The sequence below is a fragment of the Dactylosporangium sp. CA-152071 genome, assembly GCF_050936335.1.
Classification (GTDB): domain Bacteria; phylum Actinomycetota; class Actinomycetes; order Mycobacteriales; family Micromonosporaceae; genus Dactylosporangium; species Dactylosporangium maewongense.
Genome location: NZ_JBNJMZ010000001.1, coordinates 6,473,988 through 6,498,747, shown reverse-complemented (window position 1 = coordinate 6,498,747; position 24,760 = coordinate 6,473,988). Strand labels below are relative to the sequence as shown.

Below are 24,760 nucleotides of genomic sequence, written 5' to 3'. Positions count from 1 at the left end.
CCGCATGAGACGAATCCTGCTGACGACGGCGCTGCTGCTGGCCGCCTGCTCGTCCACCACCGGCCCGTCCGTGGCCACGGCGGGCGGCGGCGCCGCCGCGTCCGCGTCGCCGTCCATCAGCCAGGCCGAGGCCAACCGGCAGTTCGCGCAGTGCATGCGGGAGCACGGCGTCGAGGTGCCCGACCCGGGCCCCGACGGCAAGCTGGAGTTCGGCCCCGGCGTCAACCGCGACAAGGTCGCCGAGGCGATGCCGGCCTGCCAGCGGCTGCTGCCCAACGGCGGCACCCTGAGCAACCTCACCCCCGAGCAGCTCGAGCAGGCCCGCCAGTTCGCCAGGTGCATGCGCGAGCACGGCATCGACATGCCCGACCCTGACCCCGCGACGGGCGTCGGCGACATGGTCAAGCTCGTCGGCAAGCCCGGCTTCCAGGAGGCGGCGAACGCGTGCAAGGGGGTCGTGGGCCGGTGAGGCGCACCCTGCTGATCGCCCTGCCCGTCCTCGCGCTCGCCGGTGCCGGCGGGTGGGTGCTGCTCGACCGCGACCCGGCGCCGGCCGCGGACCGTCCCCCGGCGGCCACGACGAAGATCACCCGCGGGACGCTCACCGAGACCGAGGACGTCGACGGGACCCTCGACTTCGGCCCCGCGACCACCGTGACCGGCCGGCTGCCCGGCATGGTCACCGGCCTGCCCGCCGAGGGGGCCACCGTCGAGCGCGGCCAGCCGCTGCTGCACGTCGACGGCCTGCCGGTGCTGCTCATGTACGACGCGGCGCCGCTGCACCGGTCGCTCCGCGCGGGCGACTCGGGCGCGGACGTCGCGGCGTTCGAGCGCAACCTCTCGGCGCTCGGCTTCAAGGGGTTCACGGCCGACGACTCCTTCACGTCCTCGACGGCGTCGGCGGTGCGGGACTGGCAGGAGCGGCTTCGCCTGCCGGAGACCGGCGTCGTCGAGCTGGGCCGGGTCGTCATGGCGCCCGGGCCGGTCCGGGTCGGCGCCGTCAAGGCCCACCTCGGCGACAACGCCACCGGCCCGCTGCTGGAGTGGACCGGGCGGACCCGGCAGGTCACGGTCAGGCTCGACGTCACCAAGCAGCGTCTCGCCTCGGTCGGCGACCAGGCCACCGTGAAGCTGCCCGACGGCGTCACCGTGCCGGGGACCATCACCGCGATCGGCGCCGTCGCCACCGTGCAGCCCGGGCCGCCGTCGATCGTGACCGTCGACGTCACCGTGACGCTGCCGTCCCAGGACGCCCTCGGCGCCTACTCGTCGGCGCCCGTCGACGTCACGCTGGTCTCGCAGCGGCGCGACGGCGTGCTCATCGTGCCGGTCGGGGCGCTGGTCGCGCTCGCCGAGGGCGGCTACGGGCTGCAGCTCGTCGACGGCCCCGCGATGCGCACGGTCGCCGTCACCACCGGGCTGTTCGCCGCAGGCCGGGTCGAGGTCTCGGGCCCCGACGTCCGCGAGGGGCTCACCGTCGGGACCGCCGGATGATCCGCCTGGAGGACGTGCGGAAGTCGTACACCGGCGGCATCACGGCACTGGACGGCGTGTCGCTGTCGGTCGAGGCCGGCGAGATGCTCGCGATCGTGGGCCCCTCCGGCTCCGGGAAGTCGACGATGCTCAACCTCATCGGCACGCTGGACCGGCCCACCAGCGGCTCGGTCTCGATCGACGGCCTCGACGTCGGGACACTCCCCGACGACCGGCTGTCCCGGCTGCGGGCGACGACGATCGGCTTCGTCTTCCAGCAGTTCCATCTGGCGGCCGGCGTGCGCGCGGTCGACGACGTCGCCGACGGGCTGCTCTACGCGGGGGTGCGGCTCGCCGATCGGCGGCGGCTCGCCCTGGCGGCGCTGGACCGGGTCGGGCTCGGGCACCGGGCCACGCATCGGCCGCACGAGCTGTCCGGGGGCGAGCGGCAGCGGGTGGCGGTCGCCCGGGCCGTCGTGGGCTCGCCGGCGCTGCTGCTGGCCGACGAGCCGACCGGCAACCTCGACACCGCGGCCGGTGCCGGCGTGCTGTCGCTGTTGCGCGAGCTGCACGCCGCCGGGACGACCGTCGTGGTGATCACGCACGACCTGGACATCGCGGCCGCCCTGCCCCGCCGGGTGCGGATGCGCGACGGGAGGATCCTGTGAGGCTCTCTTTCTTGGATGTCGTGCGCGTGGGCACGGCCGGGCTGCGGACGCGGCCGCTGCGGGTGGTGCTGTCGGCGCTGGGTGTCGCGATCGGGATCGCGGCGATGGTGGCCGTCGTGGGGATCTCCACGTCGAGCCGGGCGTCGCTGGACCGGTCGCTGGACGCCCTGGGCACCAACCTCCTGACCGTCGGCCCCGGGAAGTCGTTCTTCGGCGAGGAGTCGCACCTGCCGTCGTCGGCGCCGGCGATGGTGTCCCGGATCGGGCCGGTGACCTCGGTGTCCTCGACCGGGCGGGTCGCGGGCGCGCGGGTGTACCGCACGGACCGCGTCCCCGCCTCGTCGACGGGCGGCATCGCCGTCCTGGCGGCGTCACCTTCGCTGCTGCCCACCGTGGGCGGCGCGGTGGCGTCGGGCTCGTGGCTCGGCTTCGGCGCCGCGCCCGTGGTGGTGCTGGGCTCGCGGACGGCGTCCCTGCTCGGCGTCTCGTCCCCTGGGCTGCGCGTATGGCTGGGAGAGCGGTGGTTCACCGTCGTGGGGGTTCTTTCGCCGGTACCGCTGGCGCCCGCGCTGGACACGGCGGCGCTCATCAGCTGGTCGGCGGCCACCGAGCTCGACTTCGACGGCTACCCGACGACGATCTACGCCCGCACCCGTCCGGACGCCGTGACCGCGGTGGCGTCGGTCCTCGCCGCCACCGCGAACCCTTCGGCCCCTAACGAGGTGCAGGTCTCCCGCCCGTCGGACGCCCTGGCCGCCCGCTCCGCCGTGGACCGGGCGTTCACCGGCCTGCTGCTCGGCCTCGGCGCGGTGGCACTGCTGGTCGGCGGGGTCGGCGTCGCCAACACGATGGTCATCTCCGTGCTGGAGCGCCGCGCCGAGATCGGCCTGCGCCGGGCCCTGGGCGCCCGGCGGGTCCAGATCCGGCTGCAGTTCCTCACCGAGTCGCTGCTGCTGTCCCTGCTCGGCGCCGCCGTGACCGTCGTCTACGCGCTGCTGCGGTCCTGGCCTGCGGTGGTGCCGCTGTGGGCGGTGGGCTCTTCGCTGGTCGCCACGCTGGTCGTCGGCGTGCTGGCCGGGCTGGCGCCCGCGGTGCGGGCCGCCCGGCTCTCGCCCACGCTCGCCCTGGTGTCGGCTACTTGACGATCGCCTCGAGGGCGATCTCGACCATCTGGCTGAACGTCTGCTCCCGCTCCTGCGCGGAGGTCCGCTCGCCCGTCTTGATGTGGTCGCTGACCGTCAGCAGCGTCAGCGCCTTCGCCTGGAACCGCGCGGCGATCGTGTACAGCGCCGCCGACTCCATCTCGACGGCGAGCACACCGTAGTCGGCGAGCTTGTCGTACAGGTCGGGCCGGTCCGTGTAGAACGCGTCCGCGGCCAGGATCGGCCCGACCCGCATGGTGATGCCCTTGGCCTCGGCCACGTCGACCGCCGCGCGCAGCAGCCCGAAGTCCGCGACCGGCGCGTAGTCGATCAGCCCGTCGAACCTGGCCCGGTTCATGTTCGAGTCGGTGCTCGACCCGATCGCCGCCACCACGTCCCGCAGCTGCAGCGACTCGACCAGCGCCCCACAGCTCCCGACTCTGACCAGCGACTTCACCCCGTAGTCGTTGATCAGCTCATGTGCGTAGATGCTGGCCGACGGCATCCCCATCCCGGACCCCTGAACGCTGACCCGCGTCCCCCGGAACGTCCCCGTGTACCCGAACATGTTCCGCACCGTCGAGTAACACGACGCCCCCTCCAGGAACGTCTCGGCGATCCACTTGGCCCGCAGGGGGTCCCCCGGCATCAGGACAAGTTCGGCGATCTCGCCCGGCTCAGCGCCAATGTGCGTGCTCATGCCCCCGATCCTGCCAAACGGCCATCCCCCGCGCAGACGCGGATGGGCATCCGGTAGCCTTCTCGGCGGTGGCGTGTCCGAGTGGCCTAAGGAGCACGCCTCGAAAGCGTGTGAAGGTGCAAGCCTTCCCGGGGTTCGAATCCCCGCGCCACCGCACTCGGCCAGCACGAACGCCCGGCATCTCCTAACGGAGACGACCGGGCGTTCGGCATTCCAGTCTCATTTCGTCTCAGTTGTGGCAGGGTGCTCTGTGCACCGTTGGCGGCCACGGAGCATCCAGGGCGACCAGTCGACGATCCTCTCCTGCACTTCGGTCGCCCCTCGCTGTACTACACACAACGTGCTGTACTACACCGACAGTGTCATGCTGTAGTACAAAACACAGCTCTGTACTACAGCCTGTTGCACAGGCCCGCGAGAGGAAGCAACGATCACTTCCTCTGCGAGGTCAAGCGGTCCCAGGGGGGATTGCCCGCCACACTCTGGGAGACGATCAGCGCGTTCGCCAACGCTCAGGGTGGCTGCATCCTGTTGGGTGTCGATGAAAAGTCCGGCTTCGCCGCCGTCGGTGTCACCGACGCCGGGGCGATGGAGAGCCAGATCGGCGCGGTGTGCTCCGAGATGGAGCCGGCCGTCCGGGCGGAGATCTTTACGGTCGCCATCGATGGCAAGAACGTTGTCGCCTGCTACGTGCCACCGACACCACGCGATCAGCGCCCGTGCCACAAGCGAAGCCTCGGACCCTGGGCCGGGTCACGGATCCGGGTCGGTGATGGGGACCGGCGGCTGACCGACTACGAGGTCGCTGTGCTGCTCGCGAACCGTACCGAGCAGAAGCACGACGTCCGGGCGATGTCAGATGCCAGCATCGCGGATCTGGACCAGGAGGCACTCGGTCGATTTCTTCACCGGATTCGCGAGACCAGGGGTGAGATCTTCCGAAAGGTCGACGACGAGCGCGCTCTGACCATGCTCAACGTCTTGACCGTTCACGACGGCAGGTCCGTGCCGACGCTGGCCGGCTTGCTGGCGTTCGGCGTCTATCCGCAGACCTTCGAGCCCCAGCTCTACCTCACCTTCGTCGCCTATCCCACCAGCGAACCCGGCGTGCTGGGCCCCGCCGGTGAACGGTTCACCGAGAACCGGTCGGTGGACGGCTCGATCCCGTTCATCGTGAACGAGTGCGTGCGCATCCTGAAGCGCAACATGAAGCGGCGCAGCATCATCTCTGGCATCTTCCGCATCGACGAGTGGGAGTATCCCGAGGAGGTCCTGCGCGAGGCGCTGGTCAACGCGCTGGTCCACCGCGACTACTCCGACTTCGCACGCGGCATGCAGGTCCAGGTCGAGATGTACCCCGATCGGCTCGTGATCCGTAACCCCGGCGGGCTCTACGGGCCGGTCGACGTCGGTGTGCTGGGCATTACCGGCGTCACGTCATCACGGAACAAGGCCCTGCTCAAGATCCTGGAGGACACGCCGTACTTCGACGGTCACATGGTGTGCGAGAACCGCGGAAGCGGAATCACCCGCATCCGGATCGCACTCACCGAGGCCGGCATGGAGCCACCGCATTTCACCGACTCGGTCTCATCATTCACCGCAGAGTTCCCGAACCACACACTGCTCGACCAGGAAGCGCTCGAATGGTTGCAGTCTCTCGACAACCGGCCGCTGTCGCGGTCGCAAATGAGCGCCCTGGTGATGATGCGAAACGGTGTCGTGATGACGAACAGCGCCTATCGAGCGTCCACCGGCGTTCAGGACAGCCGAACGGTCACTCGCGAGCTACGGGACCTTGTCGAGCGGGGCCTGATCGAACAGGAGGGAACGCGGGGCACGACAACGTATCGCCTTCCGTCGAATGATCCGCTTCAGACGGAACAGACTGACGAGCCGGTAACGACGGATGACGACCTGACTCGGAACTCGGCTCAAGTGATGGCCGGGCTCTCCGCCGAAGGTTCGTCTCGAAGCGAGATCGAGGAGCGCACCGGCCTGAAGCCGCACCAGGTCTTTCGCGCCTTGAAGGCGCTTCGGGAACGGGGTCTGGTGGAGATGACCGGCCAGCCACGATCGCGGACCGCTCGCTATCGGCGGGTACCGCAAATTCCGGAAGCCTGAGGTCGCGCGCTCCGCCGCGAGAGCCGACCTTCAACCCATCGAGGTCGTCTCAGTTGTCGTCTCATTCGCCAGCCTCCACCGGCGGCCCAGGCGGTCCATGTCACCTTGCCGCACCTGGTCACGGACGGTGGTGACCGCTCCCGGACGCGGGTGGGCAGACCTCGAAAGCGTGTGAAGGTGCAAGCCTTCCCCGGGTTCGAATCCCCGCGCCACCGCACCTCGGCCAGCCCAGACGCCCGGCGGTCCCCACAGACCGACCGGGCGTTTTGGCGTTTCAAGATCGCTAGTCCCAGTTGAGCTTCGAACCGAGATGTGGGATCACTGCCTCACGCGGCTCAGGCTTTGACCGCGCAGGCCGTCCAGGCCCGAGCCCGGCTGCTCGCGGCACTCCCTTGACAGACATTGGTCAATGCCCTGCTTTGCGGCTATTGCTCCATAGACGTTGCGCGATCCACCCCCAGTTCGATCTCTGAAATAGGGGTGGATCGCGCAACGTCGATCCGGGAAAAGGAGTATTCCGGGGCATTGGCCAACATCTGCATCGCGGGAGCTCCGGGTACTCCAGCCACGATGCCTCCGCAGGTCGCCGGACCCGCGGACGTGGATTTGAAGAGCACGACGGCCGGGATCAGCGTGCGCTCGGCCTTGTCGAGCAATTGCTGGCGTTGGAGTCCGCGCCTTGAGTCCTTCCCGGTTCGTGCGCCGCCGTGGGCTGGTCGGTGGCATCACGGTCGAAGTGACTCACGACACTGCGATGTCCCTGTGCGACGACGCAGGCGTGCGACTTGTGGTCATTGCTCGAGTGCGGGGTGGGTTGCGGGGTGGGGCAGGCGCGAGGGGGCGGTGCGCGGGGAGTCGGCGGCGTGGTGGGCAGGGCGGGGTGGGGTGGGGTACCAGATGCGGGTGTCGGTGACGATGGCGGTGACCAGGGAGGCGGGGGTCACGTCGAAGGCGGGGTTCACCGCGGGGGTGGCTGCAGGGGCGGCGGTGCCGACGACTTCGGCGGGGCCGCGGTCCTCGATCTCCACGTCGGCGCCGGTGGGGGTGGAGGGGTCGACGGTGGATTCGGGGGCGACGCAGATGAAGGGGATGCCGGCGGCGCGGGCGCCCAGGGCGTGGGCGTAGCTGCCGACCTTGTTGACCACGTCGCCGTTGGCGCAGATGCGGTCGGCGCCGAGGATGACGGCGTCGATCTCGCCGCGGGCCATGAGGAAGGGACCGGCGGAGTCGACGGACAGGCGGTGGGGGATGCCGGCCCGGGCGAGCTCCCAGGTGGTCAGACGGGCGCCCTGCAGGAGGGGACGGGTCTCGCTGGCGGTGACGCTCGCGAGGGTGCCGCGGCGGTGCAGCTCGAAGGCGACGGCGAGGGCGGTGCCGCCGACGACGGTGGCCAGGGCGCCGGTGTTGCAGTGGGTCAGGAGGCGGGCGGACGGGCCGCAGAGGGACGTGACCAGGTCGGCGCCGCGGCGGGCCATCTCGGTGGAGGAATGGATCTCCTCGTCGCGCACGCGCAGCGCCTCGGCCAGCACGGCGGGGAAGGACGGCAGGTGGGCGGCGGCGCGGTCGACGCCGCGGGCGAGATTGACGGCGGTCGGGCGGGCGGTGGCCAGGCGGTGCACCAGGTCGCGGACGACCGCGGGGTCGGAGGACGAGGCGGCCGCCAGGGCGACGCCCATCGCGCCGGCCACGCCGAGGGCCGGTGCGCCGCGCACGGCCAGGCGTTTGATGGCGTCGACCAGTTCATCCACAGTGGACAGGCGGAGGTGGACCAGCTCGGACGGCAGCAGGGTCTGGTCGATAAGGACGACGGCGTCGTCGATCCAGTCGATCGTTCGCATGTCAACTCCCAACGGTCATGATTTTCGGAAACGGCCAACACGAAACGTTGACGGGCGTACATTCGCGGTTATGAGCACCGGATTGGCGCTCGCGACGGTCTTGGGTCTGATGACGGTTGGGCCGGTCGCGTTGATGAGAATTCCGACAAACCTGCAGCTGACGGTCACCGACACGGCCCTGGTCATCGAGCCGCAGGGGCTGGACAGCTGGTGGACGGGGACAGGAAGGGTCGAGGTGCCGGTCGAGGAGATCGCCTCGATCAGGATCGTGCCGCGGTCCGAGGCGCCGGCGGTGGCCAAGCGGCTGCGGCCGGGGGCGCTGCACATCGACGGGGTGATCACGGCGGGCGTGCACGACGGCACGTTCTGGGACGTGCGCGGCGGCGACCAGCTGCTGATGATCACCTGCCGGCCGGAGTCCCGGCACAAGGCTTTGGTGCTGCAGTTCGCCAACCCGTTCGCGACACTGACGAGGACACGGACGGTGGTCGCGCACCGGCCGTCGAGGAGCACTACCTTCTAGAGCATGAGGGATCCGCTCGCCGATCTGCGGCGCATCGCGTTCCTGCTGGAGCGAGCCGGCGAGAAGACCTACCGGGTGCGCGCGTTCCGCGGCGCGGCGGCGACCCTGGCGAAGCTGCCGGAGGGCGAGCTGGCCGCGCGGGCGGGCAACGGCACGCTGAAGGACCTGCAGGGCGTCGGCGAGGTGACCGCCCGGTGCGTGGTCGAGTCGTTCGCCGGCGAGGAGCCGGTCTACCTGCGCCGCCTGGAGTCGACCGCCGGGCAGGACCTCGACGAGGCGACCGCCGCGATGCTGGCGGCGCTGCGCGGTGACTGTCACGCGCACTCGGACTGGTCCGACGGCGGGTCGCCGATCGACGAGATGGCCCTGGCGGCGGCCGCGATCGGGCACGAATACCTGGTGCTCACCGACCACTCGCCGCGGCTGACGGTGGCCCGGGGGCTGTCGGCGGAGCGGCTCGCCGAGCAGCTCGACGTCGTCGCCGACCTCAACGCGGGCTTCGCGGAGCTGGGCATGCAGTTCCGGATCCTGACGGGCATCGAGGTCGACATCCTCGCCGACGGCTCGCTCGACCAGACCGACGAGCTGCTGGAGCGGCTCGACGTGGTGGTCGGGTCGGTGCACAGCAACCTGAAGGACGAGCCGGACGTGATGACCCGCCGCATGGTCACCGCTCTGGCCAACCCGCACCTGGACATTCTGGGCCACTGCACCGGGCGCCTTATCACGGGCGGTCGTGGCACCAGGCCAGAAAGCCGGTTCCATCCGGAGCAGGTCTTCGAGAAGGCCGTCGAGCACGACAAGGCGATCGAGATCAACTCGCGGCCGGAGCGGCTCGACCCGCCGAAGCGGCTGCTGCGGGTCGCGCTCGAGACGGGGTGCAAATTCTCGATCGACACCGACGCGCACGCTCCCGGGCAGCTCGACTGGCTGTCAAACGGCTGCGCGCGTGCCGTCGCCTGCGGGGTGCCGCTCGACCGGATCGTCAACACGCTTCCGGCCGCCGACCTTAGAAGCTGGACCCAATCGCACAAATAGCCCCTGCGAGATGCCGACGCCGCACAGGACGATGATGCCGCCGACGGGCTGATTCCAGGTCAGGTGCTCGTGCAGGACGACGACGCCGGCCACGGCGCCGACGAAGGGCGGCAGGTAGGTCACCATCGAGCCGGTGGTGATCCCGGCGGTGCGCACGACGTGGTTGTTCAGGGCGAAGGCGATCCCGGTGCCGAACACGCCGAGCGCGACGACCGCCAGGTAGACCCGCGGCGAGTGCGACAGCGGCGACGGCGGCGCCCCGGCGATCAGCGGCGCCGCGACCAGTAGCTGCAGCGTCGACATGGTGAGCTGGCCGACCGACAGCTGCAGGGCCGACAGCTCGAAGTTCTTCATGAGCCAGCGGGTGTAGTTGAACGCGATGCCGTAGCAGGTGACCGCGCCGAGGAGCATCAGCTGGCCTGCCAGCGACGAGCCGCCCACCCCGTTCCAGACGCCGAGGACCACCAGTACACCGGCGAAACCGGCGAGAAGTCCGAGGATCTGCCGCCGGGAGGGGCGCTCGGACCGCATCGCGACCAGGGTCACGACGAGCGTGGTGAGCGGGGCGGTGCCGTTCCAGATGCCGGCGAGGACCGACGGGACCCGCTGCTCCGCGTAGCCGAAGAGCGTGAAGGGCACCGTGGTGGCGACGGTCGCGTAGACGAACAGGTGGACCCAGAGGCGGAGCCCTCGCGGCGGGCGCAGGCCGCGGGCGAACAGGAAGACCAGCAGGGTGAGCGCACCGAGGAGGATCCGGTAGCCGGCGACGTACACCGGCTCGAGCTCGACCAGCGCGTCCTTGATGAACATGAAGCTGGTGCCCCAGATCAGGGCGACGGCCAGGAAGGCCGGAAGCCAGCGGGACGCGTCAGGAGCTGGAGACGTCATGGGCCTTACTTTGCTCCCGTCGAAAACAAAAAGTCGCGCGGATTTCGGACGTCTGGGCGCAGGTCAGTCCACCAGTTGCGAATTGGCCTCGACAAAGGCGACAGCGCCGGACGCAGTCCCGTAGGGTCGGCGCGTGGGATCTATCGATGACATCGCCAACAGCTATGTCGAGCAGTGGGCGCCCCTCGACCCGACCGGGGCGACCTTCGTCGGAGTGGCCGGGTATGACGACAGGTTGACCGACCTGTCGCCCGACGGTTTCGCAGCCCTCGCCGACCTGGACCGGCGCACCCTCGCCGCCCTCGCGGCGCAGACGCCCACCAGCGAGAGCGAGCGGGTGGCCAGAGAGGCCATGCAGGAGCGCCTGGGGCTCGCCCTGGAGCGGTTCGAGGCCGGCGACATGACCAGCGACATCAACGTCATCTCCAGCCCGCTGCACGGGGTGCGGAGCTCGTTCGACCTCATGGCGACCGAGGGCGAGGAGGCCGCGACCAACGTCCGCGACCGCCTGGCCGAGGTGCCGGTCGCGCTGGACCAGTGGCAGCGCTCCCTGCTGCACGCCGCGCAGCAGGGGCACGTCGCGCCGGCCCGGCAGATCATCGAGGTCGCCAAGCAGTGCGAGGTCTGGGCCGATCCCGAGGGTGACAACTTCTACCCGGACCTGGCCGCGAAGGTCGGCGCCGGCAACAAGACCACGCTCGCCGAGGAGCTGGCGCGCAACGCGGTGGCGGCCCGCGCCGCGACCGTCGCGCACGCGGAGTTCCTGCGCCGCGAGCTGGCGCCGCTGGGCCGGGAGAAGGAGGCCGCCGGGCGCGAGCGCTACCAGCTCGCCTCCCGCTACTTCCTCGGCGCCACCGTCGACCTCGACGAGGCGTACGCGTGGGGCTTCGAGGAGCTCGCCCGCCTCGAGAGCGAGATGCGCACCGTCGCCGACAAGATCGTGCCCGGCGGCTCGGTCGACGACGCGGTCGCCGCGCTCGACGCCGACCCGGCCCGCACGATCCGCGGCAAGGAGGCGTTCCGCGACTGGATGCAGTCGCTCGCCGACGCGACCGTGAGCGAGCTGCACGGGCGGCACTTCGACATCCCCGAGCAGGTCCGGCAGATCGAGTGCATGCTGGCGCCGACGTCCGACGGCGGCATCTACTACACCGGCCCGAGCGAGGACTTCTCCCGCCCGGGCCGCATGTGGTGGGCGGTGCCGCAGGGCATCGAGGAGTTCTCCACCTGGCGCGAGGTCACCACGGTCTACCACGAGGGCGTCCCCGGCCATCACCTGCAGATCGGGCAGACGTACGTGCGGGCCGAGCTGCTCAACCGGTGGCGCCGGATCCTGGCGTGGTCGTCCGGCCACGGCGAGGGCTGGGCGCTCTACGCGGAGCGGCTCATGGACGAGCTGGGCTACCTCGCCGACCCGGGCGACAAGCTCGGCATGCTCGACGGCCAGGCGTTCCGCGCCGTCCGGGTGATCATCGACATCGGCATGCACCTGGAGCTGGAGATCCCCCGCGACAACCCGTTCGGCTTCGCGCCGGGCGAGCGGTGGACCCCGGAGCTGGGCTGGGAGTTCCTGCGCGCGCACTGCCGGGTCGAGGAGAAGAGCCTGCGCTTCGAGCTCAACCGCTACCTGGGCTGGCCCGGCCAGGCGCCGGCGTACAAGCTCGGCGAGCGCGCCTGGCTCGCCGCCCGCGACGACGCCCGGGCCCGCAAGGGCGCCGCCTTCGACCTGAAGGCCTTCCACCGCGACGCGCTCAACCTCGGCTCGCTGGGCCTGGACCCGCTGCGGGCCGCACTGCAGAGAATCTAGAGCGTGGGCCCGCTCGACGGCATCCTCGTCGCGGACTTCTCCAGAGTCCTCGCCGGGCCGATCGCCACCATGACGCTCGGCGACCTCGGCGCCGACGTCGTCAAGGTGGAGCGGCCCGGCGCGGGCGACGACACCAGGTCGTGGGGGCCGCCGTTCGCCGCCGACGGGCGCTCGACCTACTTCCTGTCCGTCAACCGCAACAAACGCGGGCTGGCGCTGGATCTGGGCACCGACGACGGCCGGCGACAGGCGCTCGAGCTGGCGTCGGCGGCCGATGTACTGGTGGAGAACTTCGCCCCCGGCACGATGGAGCGCTTCGGTCTGGGCTACGAGCAGATCGGCAGTCCCAGGCTCGTCTACGCCAGCGTCACCGGCTTCGGCCGGCAGCACCACTCCCCCGGGTACGACTTCCTCGTGCAGGCGGTCGGCGGCCTGATGTCGATCACGGGCGACCCGGCGGGCGCGCCGACGAAGGTGGGCGTCGCGCTGGTGGACGTGCTCGCCGGCCAGCAGCTGACCGCGGGCGTCCTGGCGGCGCTCTACGCCCGGGAGCGGACCGGCCGGGGGCAACGGGTCGAGGTGGACCTGCTGTCCAGCCTGCTCGCCGGGCTGGTCAACCAGGCCTCCGCCCACCTGAACGCCGGCGTCGTGCCGCAGCGGATGGGCAACCGGCACCCGAGCATCGCGCCCTACGAGACGCTGCGGGCGAGCGACGGCGAGTTCGCGGTGGCGGTGGGCAACGACCGGCAGTTCGAGCGGCTCTCAGCGGCGCTTGAGCTGGCGCCGGACCCCCGGTTCGCCACGAACGCCGGCCGGGTCGCGCACCGGCAGGACCTCGTCGACAGGATCGAGGCGGTGACGGTACAGCGGCCGAAAACGCACTGGATCGAGCTGCTGCACACGGTGGGGGTGCCGTGCGGGCCGGTGAACACGGTGGCGGAGGGAATCGCGCTGGCGGAGCGACTGGGGCTCGCGCCGGTGGTGGAAGTCGACGGTGCCAGGTCGGTGGCGTCCCCGATCAGGTTGTCGGAGACCCCGGTGACCTATCGACTCCCACCACCTGATCAGGACGCGTAGGCGATGCTCAGCCCGGGCGCCCGAAGGACGTTGGACTGCACGTAGACCAGCTCGATGTTGCAGTTGGTGTAGTACCCCGGCAGCGGGATCGGCGGCGGCGGGAACGACGGGGTGAAGGTCAGCGGCAGGATGCCCAGCACGTTCGCGGAGAACTTCGACGTGTAGAACTTCACGTTGCCCTCGACGGTCAGCTTGCTGCTCTTCGTCAGCAGCAGCTTCGGCGCTCCGGGGGTCCGCAGCTCGAACGGGGTCGACACCGAGTTCTTCATGCTGAACGCCAGCACCTTGACCTTGCTGCCGTCCTTCTTCGTCAGCTCCGCCACGCCGTCGTAGACGAGGCTGTCCATCGTCATCTGGTCGGCGATGAGGATGGACGGCGCCGACGCCACGAAGGGCTGACCGGCCGCGACCTGGGCCTTCTTGTCGTTCGGGGTGGCCGACGCGCTCGCGCACGGTGCCTTCGAGGGCGACTTCGTCGCCGTCGAGGTCGTGGCCGGCGCGGCCGGGGACGCGGTCGTCTCCGCCTGCGCCGCGGGCGGGGCCGCGGTCGCCGACGCGGTGGTCTCGGCCTTCTTGTCGTCGCCGCCGCCGAAGAGGCCGCCGAGCCAGTCGAGCAGGCCCGGCTTCTCCTCCGCGGTCTTGGTCGGCGACGGGCTCGGGCTCGGCGATGCCGGAGCGGGTGCCGACGTGGCGCCGCCGCTGGGCGCCGGCTGGGTGCCGGTGCTCGGCTTCACCGACGGGGAGGCGCAGACGGCCGGCGCCGCGAACGCCGGCGTGCCGCCGTGGGCCGCGCCGAACAGGGCCGATCCCGCGACGGTGCCGGTGAGCAGCAGCGCGAACAGCGGGATGCCGAGCCCGCGCCGCCTCGGCAGGTCGTCGTTGCCCGACGGCGGCCGCTCGTCGTCGGCGCTGCCGCCCCCGCCGTAGGACGGCGCGTCGTGCAGAGGGCTGCGCTGGGAGATCGGCAGCGAGTCGGTCAACACGCCCGACGAATGCCGAGGGAGGGGCTGCTCCCGGGTCGGCTCGTCATGAGCGATGTCATGACCGGCGTCGGTCTCCTTGCGCAGCGACGGGCGCTCGTAGCCGGCCGGCTCGTCCGGCTCGTTGCTGAGCAGGTCGTCGAGCTCCGCCGGCTCGTAGGTCGCCGTGTCGTCATCTTCGACGGTGGTGGACTCCGCGGGGGTCCCGGGCGACCAGGAGGCGGCCAGGCCGCCGCCGATGACGCCGAAGATCATGCCGAGGAAGAAGCCGCCCAGGTTGAGCCCGATGATCGAGTACAGCGCGGTGAGGGTGCCCAGGATGCCGTAGAACAGCCGCTGCGCCGGCGACAGCCAGGTCAGCAGACCGCACAGCAGCAGCATCGCGGGGATGACGTAGGACAGGAAGCCCGTCGGTCCGAAGTGGACCTCCAGGGCGAGCTGCAGGTTGGCGCTGAGGAACAGTTCCAGCCCCGACAAGAGCAGGAACAACCCACCCCAGAAAGGACGCGAGTCGCGCCACTTGCTGAAGCCACCGGCACGGCGCTTGACGTGCGAAGGGTGGGGAGTGGTCACGGAGCCCTCCAGCTGAAAAGACTGACGGCAAACAACTGGGCCCGCGGGTGTGACGCCGCGGGCCCAGGCGGTGAGGCTAGAAGCACTCGAAGGGGGTGCCACCGGTGGAGAGGCTCAGGTCGAGACCGGTCAGCTTGAACGTGCCGGCCGTGGTCGACCAGGCGACCTGCTTCAGGTTGGTGATGACCACGCTGTCCGCCTGCTGGGCGAAGCTGCCCTGCAGGCCCTTGGCGTTCGGGCCGCCCTTGCTCAGGTCCGACGCGTCGATGCCGATCTGGATGTTCTCGAACGTGGCGTCACCCTTGAGCGACGTCAGGTCGATCAGCAGGTCGGTCGCCTCGGCCGGGGCACCCGCGGCCTGACCGGCGTGGATCACCATGCTGACGGGCAGGCCGGGGACCTTCACCGACTGGCACAGGTTGTAGAGCTTGGCGGACTTGATGCCCGAGACCGCGACGAAGTGGTTCTTCGGGTCGGCCGGGTTGGCGGGGTTGCCGCCCTTCTCCGTGGCGAGGCCGCCGTACTGGACGAAGCCGGTGCCCTCGAGCTTGTCGGCGGAGACCTTGAACTGCTGGCCGGAGACGCTGAACGACGCGGCGATCGCGCCGGTCGCCTGGCCGAAGACGATGGCGCCGGCGATGAAGGCGGAAGGCACGACGACGGTTGCGAAACGCTTCCATCGCGTGCGGCCCTTCACCGCGCTGCCCTGAGCTACGGACACGAGAAGCTCCTCTTGGGTCGCGGGGGTGCGTGCGGTGCTGCGCTCCTGTCACTGCGGGCGCTCGCACCGGCCTGGGTGTCTCGACGCCCCGGCCGGCCCTGCGTCCGCAGGGGGTGGAACCGGGGATTGGGGCGTGCGGACGATGTTGCCGCCTGCGTCGAGCGCGGACAAGGCCCGTAGTTACTCGCCGGTAACGGCTCAAGTCCAGAATTCTTACGTTCCGTGATCGGTTACCGGAGCGTTTCCAGCGCGTGACCGCGCTCCAAAGCGCGTAAAGACGGACAAAAATCGCGTGTGACGGTTACCACATGTGAGCAATCTTGCAAGAGGTCACGGTTTTATAACGACAAACCTCAGAGGTTCTCAATGTGCACATCGACTGCCATGAGTTTTCCGTAGAACGGCAGAAATGCCGCATCTCGAAAAACTCGGCATTGCCGTTTGCGACCCGCGGTGGTTAGTTAGCTCTGATAACTAACACGGTGGCCGCCATCCACCGCGCAGTTAGTTCCCGCCCGCGCGCGCGAAGGGTCGGCGCCCCGGTCGCGAGCGGTCCTCAGGTAGCGCGATCGGCGCGCGTCTTGCCTGGCTGGCACCCCCATCAGCCCAGGAAGGACACCCCGCATGGCACCATCCCAGCGCCGGTGGAGAAGGCTGCTCACCGCGGCCACGCTCGCCGCCGGCAGCTCCGCAGCGGCCGCGTTCGTCCACGCGCCCGCCGCCTCGGCCATCCCCCTCCCCGCCTCCGACTATCAGCACGTCCAGCTGGCCCTCGGCAGCGCCGAGCTCGGCGAGCCGATGTCCCTGGCGGTGATGCCCGACCGCACGGTGATCCACACGGCCCGTGACGGCACAGTCCGCGTCACCGACGCCGCCGGCAACACCAAGCAGGCCGCCAAGCTGTCGGTCTACACCCACGACGAGGAAGGCCTGCAGGGCGTCGCCGTCGACCCCGGCTTCGCCACCAACCGCTGGGTCTGGCTGTACTACTCGCCGACGCTGTCCACCCCGGCCGGCGACGCGCCGAAGACGGGCACCGCGGCGGACTTCGCGCCGTGGCAGGGGCACCTCAACCTGTCCCGCTTCACCATGAAGGCCGACAACACGCTGGACCTCGCCAGCGAGAAGATCGTCATGACCGTGAACAACGACCGCGGCCAGTGCTGCCACGTCGGCGGCGACATCGACTTCGACGCGGCCGGCAACCTGTACCTGACCACGGGTGACGACACCAACCCGTTCGAGTCCGGCTCCTACGCGCCGATCGACGAGGTGACCAACCGCAACCCGCAGTTCGACGCGCAGCGGTCCTCGGCCAACACCAACGACCTGCGGGGCAAGGTCCTGCGGATCAAGCCGAACACGGACGGCACGTACGCCATCCCGTCGGGCAACCTGTTCGCCCCGGGCACCGCGAAGACCCGTCCCGAGATCTACGCGATGGGTCTGCGCAACCCGTTCCGGATGAGCGTGGACAAGCCGACCGGCATCGTCTACCTGGGCGACTACGGCCCTGACGCGGGCGCCGCCGACCCCAACCGCGGTCCCGGCGGGCAGGTCGAGTTCAACCGGATCACCGGCCCCGGCAACTACGGCTGGCCGTACTGCACCGGCACGAACACCACGGCCGAGACCTACAACGAGTGGAACTTCGCCACCAACACCACCGGTCCCAAGTACAACTGCACCGGCGGCCCGACGAACAACTCGTTCCGCAACACCGGCCTGACCACGTTGCCCGCGGCCAAGCCGAGCTGGATCCGTTACGGGTTCGACTCGACCCCGCCGGAGTTCGGCGGCGGCTCCGAGTCGCCGATGGGCGGCCCGGTGTACCGCTACAACGCCGGTCTCAACTCGGCCGTGAAGTTCCCGCAGACCCTCGACGGCCAGTTCTTCGCCGGCGAGTACGGCCGCCGCTGGATCAAGCCGATCAAGGTCAACGCCGACGGCTCCCCCGGTGAGATCTCCACGTTCCCGTGGGCCGGCACCCAGGTCATGGACATGGCGTTCGGCCCGGACGGCGCGCTGTACGTGCTCGACTACGGCACCGGCAGCAACAACCAGGCGCTGTATCGGGTGGAGTACATCGGCGGCGGCAACCGCGCCCCGACGGCGAAGATCACCGCGTCGGTGACGTCCGGCCCCGCCCCGCTGACGGTGAGCTTCTCCTCGTCCGGCAGCTCGGACCCGGAGGGCGGCGCGCTCACCTACGCCTGGGACTTCGACGGCAACGGCACCACCGACTCGACGGCCGCGAACCCCACGTACACCTACACCACCAACGGCACGAAGACCCCGACGCTGACCGTCAAGGATCCGCAGGGGCTCACCGGCTCGGCGAGCACCGTCGTGACCGTCGGCAACACCGCGCCCAAGGTGACGCTGACGCTCCCGGCGGACGGCCAGCTGTTCAACTTCGGCGACACGGTGCCCTTCACGATCAGCGTCACCGATCCCGAGGACGGCACGATCAACTGCGCCAAGGTCAGCATGACCTACTCGCTGGGGCACGACAGCCACGCCCACCAGATCACCTCGAAGACCGGCTGCACCGGCTCGATCGCGGTGCCGGTGGACGGCGAGCACGACGCGTCGGCGAACATCTACGGCGTCTTCGACGCGGCGTACACCGACAACGGCGGCCTGACCACGCACGTCATCCGCACCCTGCAGCCGAAGCACCGGCAGGGTGAGCACTACAGCAGCCAGTCGGGCGTGCAGATCGCCCCGCACGCCGCGGCCGAGGGTGGCAACACCGCCGGCTTCATCGAGAACGGCGACTGGATCGCCTACACGCCGTACCTGCTGAACAACGTCACCCAGTTCACCGCGCGGGTGTCCTCGGCCGGCGCCGGCGGCACGATCGAGGTCCGGGCCGGCTCGCCGACCGGCACGCTGCTCGGCACCGCCACGGTCGCCCCGACCGGGGGCTGGGAGACGTTCGCGAACGTGACGGCGAACCTGGCCGCCGGCCCGGCCACGGCCACCACGCTGTACCTGGTGTTCAAGGGCGGCACGGGCTACCTGTTCGACGTCGACGCGTTCACGTTCACGACCGGCACCGTCAGCGCCGGGCCGACGGTCAGCCTCCGGTCGCTGACGAACAACCAGTACGTGACGGCGGCGAACGCGACCACCGCGCTGATCGCCAACTCGGCGACGATCGGCACCGCTCAGCAGTTCGAGCTGGTCGACCTCGGCGGCGGCAAGGTCGCCCTGAAGTCGAAGGCGAACGGCCAGTTCGTCTGTGCGGAGAACGGCGGCGCGAACCCGCTCCTGGCCAACCGCCCCACCGCCGGGTCGTGGGAGACGTTCAACCTGATCCGCAACGCCGACGGCAGCGAGAGCCTGCAGGCGACGGTGAACAGCATGTACGTCGTCGCGGAGAACAACGGCGCCGGCTCGCTCATCGCGAACCGGGCGGCGATCGGGCCCTGGGAGAAGTTCGAACTCGTCGGGGCCTGACCATGTTGGAAAATGTTCGGTCCAGCGCCGCACTTGTGCGGGATATTGATGTGTGACTCTTGACACTTCTCGTTGGATCGTGAGGTTATGTGTTGGTCCGTGGGGACGTCTGACGCCCCCACGGATCAGCCTCGGCCGCCACCGGGGCTGACGCATACCTCGAGGAGCCACTCGTATGAAGCTCTCCAGATGGTTCGCGCTCGCGCTGGCACCGTTGCTGGCCACGGCGGGCACCGTGATCGTCACGGCCGCCCCCGCGAGCGCATGGACTCCGAAGACGCCGCCGATGACCACCCCGTGGACCAACTCGGTGCCCACGGCGAACCCGCTGCCGGAGTACCCACGCCCGCAGCTGACCCGCACCGACTGGCAGAACCTCAACGGCATCTGGGACTTCGCGGTCACCGGCAGCGGCCAGACCAGCCCGCCCGGCACGTTCGGCGAGCAGATCCGCGTCCCGTTCCCGGTCGAGTCCGCGCTGTCCGGCATCCAGCGCAAGGTCACGGAGAACGACCGGCTCTGGTACAAGCGCACCTTCACGGTCCCGTCCGGCTGGGCCGGGCGCCGGGTCCAGCTCAACTTCGGCGCGGTCGACTTCCAGACCACCGTGTGGGTCAACGGCACGCAGGCCGGCGCCGTGCACAGCGGCGGCTACGACGCCTTCACCTACGACATCACGAGCCTGCTCAACGGCGGCACCAACACGATCATCGTGGGCGTCTACGACCCGACCGACGCGGGCACCCAGGCGGTCGGCAAGCAGCGCCGCAACGACGTGCTCCCACACGCGGGCGGCGGCATCTTCTACACCGGCGTCTCCGGCATCTGGCAGACGGTCTGGCTGGAGCCGACCCCGACGGCCCGGATCACCCGCGTGGACCTGGTGCCGAACCTGTCCAACAACACGCTGTCGGTCAACGTGCAGGGCGCCGGCCTGTCCGGGCACACCGTGACCGCCACCGTCCTGAACGGCACCACCCAGGTCGGCACCGCCAACGGCGGGACGGGCACCGCGTTCAGCGTCCCGGTGCCGAACGCGCACCGCTGGTCGCCCAGCGACCCATTCCTGTACAACGTCCGCGTCGACCTCAAGAGCGGCTCCACGGTCGTGGACTCGGTCGGCAGCTACGCCGGCATGCGGTCGATCTCGATCGGCAACGTCAACGGCAAGCTGCGCATCCTGCTCAACGGCCAGTTCGTCTTCCAGTCCGGCACGCTGGACCAGGGCTACTGGCCCGACGGCATCTACACCGCGCCCACCGACGCCGCGCTGCGCTCCGACCTGCAGGCGCACAAGGACCTCGGCTTCAACATGGTGCGCAAGCACATCAAGGTCGAGCCGCAGCGCTGGTTCTACCACGCCGACCAGCTCGGCCTCCTGGTGTGGCAGGACATGCCCGCCATGCCGACCGGCAAGAACCCGACGACGGCCGCGCGGACCCAGTGGGAGGCCGAGTACCACCGCATCATCGACCAGCACCGCAGCTCGCCGTCGCTGGTCATGTGGGTCGACCAGAACGAGGGCTGGGGGCAGTACGACCAGGCCCGCATCGCCAACGACGTCAAGGCCTACGACCCGTCGCGCCTGGTCAACAACATGAGCGGGGTCAACTGCTGCGGCTCCGTCGACGGCGGCAACGGCGACGTGATCGACAACCACATCTACGTCGGTCCCGGCTCCACGCTGCCGACCGCGACCCGCGCCGCGGTGCTCGGCGAGTTCGGCGGCCTGGGCCTTCGCGTCTCCGGTCACGAGTGGTCGCCCGGCAACGGGTTCAGCTACGAGGACCAGGGCAACGCCACGAACCTCAACAACCGCATCGTCGGCCTGTACGACCAGCTCCGCACCGGCGGCATGCCGGCGGGCCTGTCCGCGTCGGTCTACACCGAGATCACCGACGTGGAGAACGAGAGCAACGGCTTCCTCACCTACGACCGCCAGGTGATGAAGGTCGACGTGGCCCGGTTCCGGGCGGCGAACCAGGCGCTCATCAACGCCTCGACCAACCCGCCGCCGCCGGCCACGCTGCCGACGAACGTGTACCGGTCGTTCCGGGTCGTGACGCCGTGCTGCACCACCCGGTACATCAGGCACCAGAACAGCCTGGGCTACACCGAGGTCGTCGACGCCAACAGCAGCACGCTGCTCAAGCAGGACGCGACCTGGAGGATCGTGCCCGGCCTGGCCGACGCGTCGTGCTACTCCTTCGAGTCGCGCAACTTCCCCGGCCAGTACCTGCGGCACCAGGCCTACCGGGTGCGCAAGGACCCGAACGACAACTCGGCGCTCTTCAAGGCCGACGCCACCTGGTGCGCCCAGCAGGGCACCGGCGGGGTGCGGCTGACCGCCTGGAACTTCCCCGGCCAGTTCCTGCGCCACCGGGCGTCGGAGCTGTGGCTGGCGACGCCGGGCGGGCCGAACGCGTGGGACAACCCCACCAGCTTCACCGAGGACACCACGTGGTCCGTGGAGAACCCCTGGGCTCCGTAGTGGTCCTGCTGTAGGGAGGGGGGCGCTCTTTCGAAGGGCGCCCCCTTCTTCATGCCCGCATGACCGTGGCGATCGGGATCCGCGCGGCGCGGATGGCCGGGATCAGGCCGCCGAGCAGGCCCGCCACCAGGCCCGCGATGACGCCGGCAACCCCCGCCTGCCACGGGAACGTCATCTCCTGCAGCTGCGGCACCCGCGAGCCCAGCAGCCCGGCGCCCACGTCGAGCGCCACCACCGCCAGGCCGATCGCGGCGGCCGCGGTCAGCAGGCCGGTCAGCAGCGTCTCCGCCAGGACGATGCCGGCCAGCAGCGAGCGGGGCGTGCCGACGGCCCGGCGCAGCGCGAACTCCTCGACCCGCTCCCCCACGGTCGCCAGGCCGACGTTGAGGATGCCGGCGACGCCGATGAGCAGTACCAGGGCGGCCATGCCGAGGAAGATCCAGCGGATGATCGCCAGCTCGCCCGCGATGTCCTTCCGGGCGTTGATGGTCTCCACGTGCAGCATCTCCTGCGGTACGCCGAGGCCGGTGAGCTTACGGATCACCAGCGCCTCGGTCTCCCCGGCACCGGGGGCGAACAGCAGCTGCAGGCCCGGGCCGTACATCTGGTTCGCCGACGGCTTCGGCATCCAGTTGCGCATCTCGTCGGCCCGCACGTAGGCGGTCGGCTGGGGGTTGCCGTCGTCGACGACGCCGATGATGCGGGGCGTCGGGTTGGCGGTCGCGCCCTCGACCCGCATCTCCGCCGGGATCTGGTAGCGGGTGAAGCCCTTCGCCGCCTCCTTGTTGATCACCAGGCGGGGCGAGTAGGAGGGGTCGCCGCCGAAGTCGAGCCAGTCGCCGCTGACCGGGCGGAACGGGCGGAACTGCCGGACGTCGCCGGTCAGGCCCTGCAGGACGACCTCGATCGCCTGCCCGCGGGGCGGCTGCGCGACCGGCTCCATCGGGCGGCACATGCCGGTCATCGGGTCGCAGTTCATCGGCATGCCCGGGCCGTAGTAGCCGCCCTCGTTGTTGTCGAACGGCGCGGCGCCCTGGTTGATCGGCAGCACGTCCGGCTCGCCGATGATCGCCTGGTAGCCCAGCATGCCGACGGCGCCGGGCTTGCCCGTGACGGTGGTGAGGGCGGCGTCCATCGCGTCGGGCATCGGCGGGATGTACATCTGCCGGGTGCCGTCCTTGCCGACGTGCAGCTCCAGGTCGGCGAGGCGCAGGGTCTTCGCCGTCTCCGCGCCGGCCTGGACGGTGACGACGGCGAGGACGCCCAGGAACAGGCTGATCATGGACAGGAAGGTGCGCAGCTTGCGCGACCTGATGCCCTGCCCGCCGATGATGAGCGCCGACCGGAGCCGGCCCGACAGCCGGATCATGCCGGCACCTCCGTCGCGCCCCAGCCCGGTGCCGTCAGCACTTCCGTCGGACCCTGGTCCGGTGCCGTCAGCACTTCCGTCGGACCCTGGTCCGGTGCCGTCAGCACGCCGTTGGTGAGGGTCAGCACGCGCTGCATCTTGGCCGCGTGGGCGTGGTCGTGCGTGACGAGGATCAGCCCGCAGCCGCGGTCGGTGGCGGCGCGCATGACCTCGATGACGAGGTTGCCGGTCTCGGTGTCCAGCGCGCCGGTCGGCTCGTCCGCCAGCAGCAGCCTCGGCTGCCGCACCAGGGCGCGGGCGACCGCGACCCGCTGCTGCTCACCGCCGGAGAGCTTCGCCGGTCGCTGCTTCGCCAGGTGCGCGATGCCGACCAGGTCGAGCGCCTCCAGCACGCGGGCGCGGCGGTGCCGGCGCGGCAGCCAGCCCTGCCCGTTGACCAGCGCCATCGCCACGTTCTGGGCGGCGGTCAGGTGCTTGAGCAGGAAGAAGCGCTGGAAGACGAAGCCGAACTGGGCGCTGCGCAGGGCGGCGGCCTTCCGCTCGGGGATGCGGGCCAGGTCGCGGCCGTCCATGAAGTAGTGCCCGTCGTCCGGCCGGTCGAAGAGCCCGATGAGGCTCAGCAGGGTGCTCTTGCCCGACCCGGACCGGCCGAGGATCGCGACGCTCTCGCCGGGGTCGACGGTCAGGTCGACGCCGTCGAGGATCACCCGGGGCTCCTGCTGGCCCTTCAGCGTCTTGGTGATGCCCACCATCTCGATGAGCGGGCTCATTTGCTGAACCCGGGCATCGGCTCCCCGCCGTTGTTCTTGGCGGCCGGCAGGTTCGGCCCGGGCACGGCGACCGTCTCGTCGCCGGTGAGGCCGCTCCTGATCTCGATGACCTTGCCGTCGCTGAGCCCGAGCGTCACCTCGCGGGTCTCCCGCGTCTGGTCGGCCTTGACGACGTCGACCTTTCCCTTGCCCTGCGAGCCGGCGACCGCCTCGACCGGCAGGACCAGCGCGTTCGCGGCGCGGGCGGTGATCACCTCGACCGTGGCGGCGGCGCCGTTGATCGCCTTGACCTCGGCCGGCGGCACGCAGACCAGCCGCATGCCCGTGGGCTCGGAAGGCTGCTGCTGCTGGCCGGTGACCCTCGGCTGCGGCACCGGCGCGGCCGACGGGTTGGGCGTCGGCGTGACGGGCTCCGGGATCGTGCCCGCGGGCAGGGCGGCGAGCGTGCCGAGGACCGTGCAGGGGAACGGCCCCGGGCCGTTCTTGATCTGCGCCTGCACCGACTCGAGCTGGTCGGAGATCTGGTACGCCTGGGCGCCCTCGATGTCCGCGACCACGCCGTAGCCGGCCTGTTTCGCCGATACCACCGGCATCCCGGCGGTCACCTTGGACCGGTCGTCGACGAGGCGGCCGCTGAAGACGGCGCCGGCCGGCACCTCGATGGGGGTGGCCTTGCCGCCGGCCCAGATGTTGGCGACCTTGGTGGGCTTCGTCGGCGTGCTCGTCGACGCCTTCACGTCGAGGTAGCGGATCTCGCCGTCGATCGGGGCGACCAGGCCGAACGTCGGGCTCAGCTGCACCTTGCCGGTCAGGCTCACCTTGTTGGTCAGGTCCTGCCGGGTTGGCTTCACTGTGGTCATCGTGAGGCCCCGGTCGGCGAGTCCGGGAGTGCGCACCTCCTCCGGGCCAGATGCCGTGCAGGCGCCCAGTGCACTGATCGCACCGGCGGCGGCCACCGCGAAAAGGATTCGTCGCACCCGGGTTCACCCCCAGCAAGGATCGAAGTCCGGCAAAGGGTAGCGGTCGATCGGGTGAGGCGATGCCCCATCAAACGATTCATCCGGGTGAGGAAATGTACTCATCTCGACAGCACCGGGATGCAACCTCCGGGAC

General features: G+C 70.3%; 19 protein-coding genes and 1 tRNA gene. 12 read left to right on the top strand and 8 right to left on the bottom strand.

The annotated features are described in order from the left end of the window. Positions 1–4: 4 nt before the first annotated feature. From ACQEVZ_RS29180 to ACQEVZ_RS29165, 4 genes are read left to right on the top strand one after another with little or no spacing between them, the layout of a single operon-like run. Positions 5–469: a hypothetical protein gene (locus ACQEVZ_RS29180; RefSeq protein ID WP_433372289.1), complete on the top strand. Its 465-nt coding sequence runs from the start codon at positions 5–7 to the stop codon at positions 467–469. Next, entirely contained in the window at positions 466–1,494 is a 1,029-nt protein-coding gene (locus ACQEVZ_RS29175; RefSeq protein WP_433372286.1) for a peptidoglycan-binding protein, read from the top strand. The genes ACQEVZ_RS29180 and ACQEVZ_RS29175 overlap by 4 nt, the downstream gene beginning before the upstream one ends. Then, positions 1,491–2,141 carry an ABC transporter ATP-binding protein gene (locus tag ACQEVZ_RS29170; protein WP_354889763.1) on the top strand — a complete coding sequence of 217 codons (651 nt, stop codon included), beginning with the start codon at positions 1,491–1,493 and terminating at the stop codon, positions 2,139–2,141. Before ACQEVZ_RS29175 ends, ACQEVZ_RS29170 begins: the two co-directional genes overlap by 4 nt. Before the next feature lie 11 nt (positions 2,142–2,152). Beyond that, a complete protein-coding gene (locus tag ACQEVZ_RS29165; protein ID WP_433372281.1) occupies positions 2,153–3,283 on the top strand; it encodes an ABC transporter permease in 1,131 nt (376 codons plus the stop codon). On the opposite strand, the gene deoD is transcribed toward ACQEVZ_RS29165, so the two are convergent. Further along, complete coding sequence (gene deoD, locus ACQEVZ_RS29160; RefSeq protein WP_344501289.1) at positions 3,276–3,983, bottom strand: purine-nucleoside phosphorylase; 708 nt, start codon at positions 3,981–3,983, stop codon at positions 3,276–3,278. The two genes, ACQEVZ_RS29165 and deoD, sit on opposite strands and share 8 nt — an antisense overlap. 67 nt (positions 3,984–4,050) lie before the next feature. On the opposite strand from deoD, the gene ACQEVZ_RS29155 reads away from it, so the two are divergent. Continuing rightward, a tRNA-Ser gene (locus tag ACQEVZ_RS29155) sits at positions 4,051–4,137 on the top strand. Between the two features lie 89 nt (positions 4,138–4,226). Beyond that, entirely contained in the window at positions 4,227–6,107 is a 1,881-nt protein-coding gene (locus ACQEVZ_RS29150) for an ATP-binding protein (protein WP_433372278.1), read from the top strand. Between the two features lie 791 nt (positions 6,108–6,898). On the opposite strand, the gene mtnA is transcribed toward ACQEVZ_RS29150, so the two are convergent. After that, positions 6,899–7,945, bottom strand: coding sequence for an S-methyl-5-thioribose-1-phosphate isomerase (gene mtnA, locus ACQEVZ_RS29145; protein WP_433372275.1), 1,047 nt, complete (start codon positions 7,943–7,945; stop codon positions 6,899–6,901). A 133-nt stretch (positions 7,946–8,078) separates the two neighbouring features. Between mtnA and ACQEVZ_RS29140 the strand changes: the two genes are divergently transcribed. Both ACQEVZ_RS29140 and ACQEVZ_RS29135 read left to right on the top strand, forming a co-directional pair. Beyond that, on the top strand, positions 8,079–8,468 hold the full coding sequence (locus ACQEVZ_RS29140) for a hypothetical protein (protein ID WP_344501285.1): 390 nt from the start codon (positions 8,079–8,081) through the stop codon (positions 8,466–8,468). 3 nt (positions 8,469–8,471) lie between these two features. Continuing rightward, a complete protein-coding gene (locus ACQEVZ_RS29135) occupies positions 8,472–9,506 on the top strand; it encodes a PHP domain-containing protein (protein ID WP_433372270.1) in 1,035 nt (344 codons plus the stop codon). Here the strand turns inward: ACQEVZ_RS29135 and ACQEVZ_RS29130 are convergent. Then, complete coding sequence (locus ACQEVZ_RS29130) at positions 9,402–10,394, bottom strand: DMT family transporter (protein WP_433372267.1); 993 nt, start codon at positions 10,392–10,394, stop codon at positions 9,402–9,404. The genes ACQEVZ_RS29135 and ACQEVZ_RS29130 overlap by 105 nt on opposite strands. Positions 10,395–10,527: 133 nt before the next feature. Between ACQEVZ_RS29130 and ACQEVZ_RS29125 the strand changes: the two genes are divergently transcribed. Next, a complete protein-coding gene (locus ACQEVZ_RS29125; RefSeq protein WP_344501282.1) occupies positions 10,528–12,201 on the top strand; it encodes a DUF885 domain-containing protein in 1,674 nt (557 codons plus the stop codon). A 3-nt stretch (positions 12,202–12,204) separates the two neighbouring features. After that, positions 12,205–13,278 (top strand): CaiB/BaiF CoA transferase family protein, encoded by a 1,074-nt coding sequence (locus ACQEVZ_RS29120; RefSeq protein WP_433372264.1) that lies wholly within the window; start codon positions 12,205–12,207, stop codon positions 13,276–13,278. Here ACQEVZ_RS29120 and ACQEVZ_RS29115 read toward each other — a convergent pair. Further along, positions 13,266–14,831: a DUF6114 domain-containing protein gene (locus tag ACQEVZ_RS29115; protein ID WP_433372261.1), complete on the bottom strand. Its 1,566-nt coding sequence runs from the start codon at positions 14,829–14,831 to the stop codon at positions 13,266–13,268. The genes ACQEVZ_RS29120 and ACQEVZ_RS29115 overlap by 13 nt on opposite strands. 76 nt (positions 14,832–14,907) lie before the next feature. Continuing rightward, positions 14,908–15,552: a DUF6230 family protein gene (locus tag ACQEVZ_RS29110; protein ID WP_344501279.1), complete on the bottom strand. Its 645-nt coding sequence runs from the start codon at positions 15,550–15,552 to the stop codon at positions 14,908–14,910. Between the two features lie 624 nt (positions 15,553–16,176). Here ACQEVZ_RS29110 and ACQEVZ_RS29105 point away from each other — a divergent pair. Next, the gene (locus ACQEVZ_RS29105) at positions 16,177–19,017 is read left to right on the top strand and encodes a PQQ-dependent sugar dehydrogenase (RefSeq protein ID WP_433372258.1); all 2,841 of its coding nucleotides are present in this window, start codon (positions 16,177–16,179) and stop codon (positions 19,015–19,017) included. 175 nt (positions 19,018–19,192) lie between these two features. Beyond that, positions 19,193–21,508: an AbfB domain-containing protein gene (locus ACQEVZ_RS29100; RefSeq protein WP_433372255.1), complete on the top strand. Its 2,316-nt coding sequence runs from the start codon at positions 19,193–19,195 to the stop codon at positions 21,506–21,508. A 49-nt stretch (positions 21,509–21,557) separates the two neighbouring features. On the opposite strand, the gene ACQEVZ_RS29095 is transcribed toward ACQEVZ_RS29100, so the two are convergent. The 3 genes from ACQEVZ_RS29095 to ACQEVZ_RS29085 are packed head-to-tail and all read right to left on the bottom strand — an operon-like array spanning position 21,558 to position 24,507. After that, entirely contained in the window at positions 21,558–22,877 is a 1,320-nt protein-coding gene (locus tag ACQEVZ_RS29095) for an ABC transporter permease (RefSeq protein WP_433372252.1), read from the bottom strand. Then, a complete protein-coding gene (locus ACQEVZ_RS29090; RefSeq protein WP_433372249.1) occupies positions 22,874–23,647 on the bottom strand; it encodes an ABC transporter ATP-binding protein in 774 nt (257 codons plus the stop codon). The genes ACQEVZ_RS29095 and ACQEVZ_RS29090 overlap by 4 nt, the downstream gene beginning before the upstream one ends. Continuing rightward, positions 23,644–24,507 (bottom strand): efflux RND transporter periplasmic adaptor subunit, encoded by an 864-nt coding sequence (locus ACQEVZ_RS29085; RefSeq protein WP_433377052.1) that lies wholly within the window; start codon positions 24,505–24,507, stop codon positions 23,644–23,646. The genes ACQEVZ_RS29090 and ACQEVZ_RS29085 overlap by 4 nt, the downstream gene beginning before the upstream one ends. Between the last annotated feature and the right edge of the window lie 253 nt (positions 24,508–24,760).

Excerpts from the sequence above, each read along its gene's own strand:
- ACQEVZ_RS29180 (WP_433372289.1), top strand. The coding sequence starts at position 5 with ATGAGACGAATCCTGCTGACGACGGCGCTGCTGCTGGCCGCCTGCTCG.
- ACQEVZ_RS29170 (WP_354889763.1), top strand. The coding sequence starts at position 1,491 with ATGATCCGCCTGGAGGACGTGCGGAAGTCGTACACCGGCGGCATCACG.
- deoD (WP_344501289.1), bottom strand. The coding sequence starts at position 3,983 with ATGAGCACGCACATTGGCGCTGAGCCGGGCGAGATCGCCGAACTTGTC.
- mtnA (WP_433372275.1), bottom strand. The coding sequence starts at position 7,945 with ATGCGAACGATCGACTGGATCGACGACGCCGTCGTCCTTATCGACCAG.
- ACQEVZ_RS29140 (WP_344501285.1), top strand. The coding sequence starts at position 8,079 with ATGAGAATTCCGACAAACCTGCAGCTGACGGTCACCGACACGGCCCTG.
- ACQEVZ_RS29135 (WP_433372270.1), top strand. The coding sequence starts at position 8,472 with ATGAGGGATCCGCTCGCCGATCTGCGGCGCATCGCGTTCCTGCTGGAG.
- ACQEVZ_RS29130 (WP_433372267.1), bottom strand. The coding sequence starts at position 10,394 with ATGACGTCTCCAGCTCCTGACGCGTCCCGCTGGCTTCCGGCCTTCCTG.
- ACQEVZ_RS29105 (WP_433372258.1), top strand. The coding sequence starts at position 16,177 with ATGGCACCATCCCAGCGCCGGTGGAGAAGGCTGCTCACCGCGGCCACG.
- ACQEVZ_RS29100 (WP_433372255.1), top strand. The coding sequence starts at position 19,193 with ATGAAGCTCTCCAGATGGTTCGCGCTCGCGCTGGCACCGTTGCTGGCC.
- ACQEVZ_RS29095 (WP_433372252.1), bottom strand. The coding sequence starts at position 22,877 with ATGATCCGGCTGTCGGGCCGGCTCCGGTCGGCGCTCATCATCGGCGGG.
- ACQEVZ_RS29090 (WP_433372249.1), bottom strand. The coding sequence starts at position 23,647 with ATGAGCCCGCTCATCGAGATGGTGGGCATCACCAAGACGCTGAAGGGC.
- ACQEVZ_RS29085 (WP_433377052.1), bottom strand. The coding sequence starts at position 24,507 with ATGACCACAGTGAAGCCAACCCGGCAGGACCTGACCAACAAGGTGAGC.